General features: G+C 43.6%; 3 protein-coding genes. 2 read left to right on the top strand and 1 reads right to left on the bottom strand.

The genetic code is table 11. From position 1 onward, the window contains the following. Nucleotides 1-1789: bifunctional [glutamate--ammonia ligase]-adenylyl-L-tyrosine phosphorylase/[glutamate--ammonia-ligase] adenylyltransferase (locus tag OEV42_21220; GenBank protein ID MDH3976791.1), on the bottom strand; the 1789-nt coding region annotated here is incomplete at its 3' end. A 511-nt stretch (nt 1790-2300) separates the two neighbouring features. Here OEV42_21220 and OEV42_21225 point away from each other — a divergent pair. Beyond that, nucleotides 2301-4004, top strand: a complete 1704-nt coding sequence (locus tag OEV42_21225; protein ID MDH3976792.1) for a glycosyltransferase family 39 protein — start codon at nt 2301-2303, stop codon at nt 4002-4004. 8 nt (nt 4005-4012) lie between these two features. Further along, on the top strand, nt 4013-4863 hold an 851-nt coding region (locus OEV42_21230), incomplete at its 3' end, for a glycosyltransferase family 39 protein (protein MDH3976793.1).

Consider the following 4863-nt stretch of genomic DNA (forward strand, 5'->3'; position numbering starts at 1 on the left):
CCTTGAGGATATAAGGTGCCACCCTTCTTAAGACACCTCTGCTCTTTTCCGTAAAGTGCGCAAAAGGTGGGCCGTTCCAGAGAAGTGAAAGGTTCTGAAAGGCATTGGCAGGCTCTTTAAAACCATAGTTAGAGAGCCTTTCTACAGCCTCATCTTTATTTAAAAGGCCTTCCAGCAACTCCAGAAGTTCAGGGCTTGTCTCTTCTTCCAGCTTATCGGCAGCTTCATGAAAAAGACTGGAATATATTTCCTTTACGTTAGCCGTGTGCATGCTGTGGTCTTTAAGAAATTCAGGGAGAGGGTCTTCCCGATAACCCACTCTTCTGGCAAGCATTTCCATAGCCTCCTCTTTTGTGGGAAGCGTATGAGTTTGCCTCTCCTGGAATATCTGGAGCCTGTGTTCCACAGTGCGAAGAAAGATATAAGCATGGGACAGCTTTTGGCATTCATCATCACTAATGAGCCCTTCCTTTGCCAGTTTTTTTAGTGCCCTAAGTGAGTTTTTCTCCCGTAACTTAGCGTTTTTTCCTGAATTGATGAGCTGGAGGGCCTGGATAAAAAACTCGATCTCTCTTATCCCTCCCGTTCCCAGTTTAATATTAGTAAAGCTCTGGTCGTCCCTGGCGATGGAGGCATCTATCTTCCGCTTCATGGCTCTTATTTCCTCGATAGCCGTATAGTCGAGAAAACGCCTGTACATAAAGGGATTAAGTAGCTGGAGAAAGTTTTCACCAAGAGCAATATCTCCGGCAAGAGGTCTAGCTTTAAGCATGGCTGACCGCTCCCAGGTTTGGCCCCAGGATTCATAATAAATTTCAGCGCTCCTCAGGGAACAGGCAAGGTCGCCTGATTTGCCTTCAGGCCTGAGATCCATATCGACACGGAAAACAAAACCGTCTTCCGTTACTTCATTCAAAGCCTTGACAATCATCTTTCCCATTTTAGTGAAAAACTCATGGATGGAAATCTGCTCATTCAGGTTCCCCGATTCATCGGCAATCCCTGTTGTTTCTCCCTTTTCGGTGGTATATAAAAAGATAAGATCAATGTCGGAACTGAAATTCAGCTCCCGCCCCCCCAGTTTTCCCATTCCCAGGACAACAAAGTCAGCCTCCTTCTCATTCCCCTGAGGATCTTTATAGAGGGGAGCGCCGTACTCTGACTTCAGCATAGAGGAAATAACCTCATAGGCCCCCTGAAGTGAAACGGCAGCGAGGTCACTAATCTCAGCGGCCACTTCCGCCATACCTGCCGCGCCTGTCAGATCTCTTGCACCGATTCTGAGATAATCTCTGTGCTTGAAATTTCTCAATACTTTTTGAAGGGCCTTCATATCCCGAACACCTTCAAGCTCCCCCCTCAGACGGGAAAGCTTATCTTCAAAGCTTAAAGATTCCGAAATATTTCCCTCCATAAAAAGCCAGTCAAACAATGAGGAATACCTGAAAAGAATGTTTGAAAGAAACTGGCTGCCGCCGCAAAGGGTAAAAAGATCACTCATTAAGTCCGGCTTTCCCAGGGCTTTATGGATAGTTTCAACAGGAAGACAGCCTACCAGCCGTTCTGCATTATTAAGAGCCAGGTCGGGATCGGGTGACTGGACCGCACTATTGATCATCTCCCCTTCCATACCCTTGAAAGCACCTTTTTCAAGAAGCAGTTTTATATTTTTTAAGCTTCTCTCCCTTTCCCTTAAGGAGAGTACCTGGAGAACCGAAGAAATTTCTTTTTCATCCTCAGCACCTATGGCAGTAATAAGTTTTTCTGCTAAATCTATTTTATCTTTCATAATCATTGTCTCTTATTTTTAGTAAGCCTGGGATTATAACATGAGGCTATTTGAAATTTATAGTAATTCTAATACCATCGTTCGAAAGATACAATGGGGGTGATTGGCGGACTTAGAAGATCAATAATTAATGAACTCACCTGAAAAGATATGTTATAAAGTTTGTATATTACAAGTAAAGAATCCACACCAGAGGACGTGGCTTTGCTTCAAGCCCTGAAAGGGCTTTTTATCACTTCCCGTTAAAACGTAGCCGAGTGAAGCAGTTGACTGAGGATGAAGGTCACAAACTGTCTGAGCGAAGCGAGTTTTTGTGACCGCCGAAGGCAAATGCGGAAGCGAGGGGAGTCCCGCCTTGGCGGGACCAAGTTTTTGGGCGGCCTTTCTTTTGCTTACTTTTCTTTGGCCGCCAAAGAAAAGTAAGAAGCCCTATGGCAAAACCTTTTAACTCTGACCCCGACCAGTGAACGGGATTTTCAAAGGTAAAATAAACCGAGGATACCGGCAAATATTGAAGGCTTTTTTCTATCGTACAGTTCCCTTTGTATTCATTCTTGCTTTTGTCGTTGCGACCATAAGCGCTAACATCGCTTCAACACCGACAATGGATGAATTTGCTCATCTTCCGGCAGGCTATGTTTACATCAAAAAGGGAGACTTCTCGCTCTATCATAAAAACCCCCCTCTCATAAAAATGATGAGCGCCCTGCCGCTTACGGTACTGTCACCGGAAATAGACTTTCAATGGAAGTGGGACCGAAAGAACGACTGGACGCCCTGGATTTTCGGAAAATACTTTATGGAAAATAACAGGGCTGCTTATGAAGATATTTTTTTCTGGGGAAGAATTCCCATCCTTCTTCTTTCCCTTCTGCTGGCCTATTTTGTTTACCGGTGGGCCCACCGGCTTTACGGAAAAAAATCGGCCCTGCTCGCCCTTTTTCTCTATCTTTTTTCACCTAATATTATCGCCCATTCAAGCCTTGCAACCATTGATATCGGCGCGTCCTTGTTCATACTTGTCTCCATGTATATTTTTCTGGCATTCCTTAAAGCGCCCAATCAAAAAAGGCTTCTCTTTTCGGGATTGGTCCTTGGCTTTGCCCAGCTTTCCAAGTTTACCGCCATCTTTCTCTTCATAATGTTTCCCCTTTGCGGAATGCTTTTTATGATATGGAAAAAGAAGTATGAAGAGAGTCCCTTTTTACTCCAATTGACGGAGAAGGTAAGGCTCTCAGGCTGGAAGGCCTTGTCTGTCTCTATCCTTCTTATTTATCTCCTTGGCCTTGCCGTTCTGAATGCAGGTTACGGCTTTGAAGGGAGCTTTAAACAACTTGGTGATTATCAATTTGAGAGCACTTTTTTTCAGAATCTTGGTAAAAGCGGACTTTCTTTTTTGCCCGTCCCTCTTCCTCATGAATATTTGGCAGGTTTTGATGATCAGAAAAATGATGTGGAGTTCGGTGAATTTCCCAATTTCTTTATGGGTAAATGGTCGGAAAAAGGATGGTGGTATTATCTTCCCTTTGCCTTTATCGTTAAAACACCTCTGGCACTTTCCTTATTTCTTCTTTTTCTCTTCTTTTCTTATCTATTTAAAAAGGAGCAAATAAAAATTGATGAAATTTTTCTCATAATACCGATTCTTCTTCTATTTTTTGTTTTTGCCTTTCTATCCAATCTCAATACAGGTATAAGGTACCTTCTCCCTCTATTTCCCTTCCTTTTTATACTGATGAGCAGAATATTGCGGGAGGAAAGTGAAGAGGGGCAAATAAAAACGGCGATGATCATTCTGCTTGCCGGCTGGTATGCTTACTCCTCTCTCTCCGTTTTCCCTCACTACCTTAGCCATTTTAACGAACTTGTGGGGGGACCGAAAAATGGGTATAAATATCTCATCGACTCAAATATTGATTGGGGGCAGGATCTGAAGGGACTAAAGAAATACATGGATCAAAAAGGGATTAAGCATATCAAGCTCGCCTATTTCGGTTCCGTCGATCCTGAAATTTACGGCATTTCTTATGAAATCCCCAAGGGCTATCCCGAGAGAGGCATTTACGCTATTAGCGCCAATTACCTTCAGGGTCTTCCCTACCCTGTCATCTACGGCAAACGTATGATAGAATTTGAAAAAGGTTATTTTTCCTGGCTTAAACATTATCAGCCGGTAACAAATATAGGAAACTCTATTTTTATATTTAACTTGTGAGCTTCAAAATGAATTCAAAAAGTAATAACCTGTTAGTAACTGCCGGTCCGCTTCTGCTTATATGCGGTATTGCCCTTTCTTTACGAATCATCTATCTCCTGCAATTTAAGGAAATGCCCTTTTTTTATCACCTTTCCCTGGACCCGCTCTTTTATGACCGGTCAGCCCTTTCCATCCTCAATGGCAACTATCTTCTCGGCAAGGAGGTTCTCGACATGGGTCCCCTTTATTCCTACTTTCTGGCTGCCGTCTATGCCCTTTCAGGCCATGACCTCTTTGCGGCACGGATAGTTCAGGTCCTGACAGGAACGTTAAGCTGCCTCCTGATTTATTCGATAGGCCTTAATGTCTTTGATAAAAAAACGGCGTTAACGGCCTCTTTTATCTCCGCCCTTTACGGACCCTTTATATTTACAGAAGGCAATCTCATTTCTGAATCACTGGTCATATTTACCAACCTCCTTATCATTGCCATGCTCATTGAAGCAAGGGAGAAGGACAGCCTTTTTCTCTGGTATTTATCAGGCCTGCTCCTTGGTATATCGGCAATTATAAGGCCAAACATCCTTTTTTTTGCTCCATTGGCTCTTTTATGGATCTTCTCTTTCTTTCGAAAGGAAGGCACGGCAAAATCGATACTTCACTGTTTCCTCTTTTTTGCAGGCACCATTACTGCCATAGCACCGGTAACGGCAAGAAATTACCTGCTCACAGGAGACAGGGTTCTCATTACATCGAGCGGCGGCCTGAATTTCTACCTCGGTAATAATAAGGACGCATCAGGCATATTGACGGAACCCGCCTTTATCCGGCCTGATCCGGCCTATGAGCATAAAGATGCAAGAAAAGAAGCGGAAAG

The organism is Deltaproteobacteria bacterium (assembly GCA_029860075.1).
Classification (GTDB): Bacteria; Desulfobacterota; JADFVX01; order JADFVX01; family JADFVX01; genus JAOUBX01.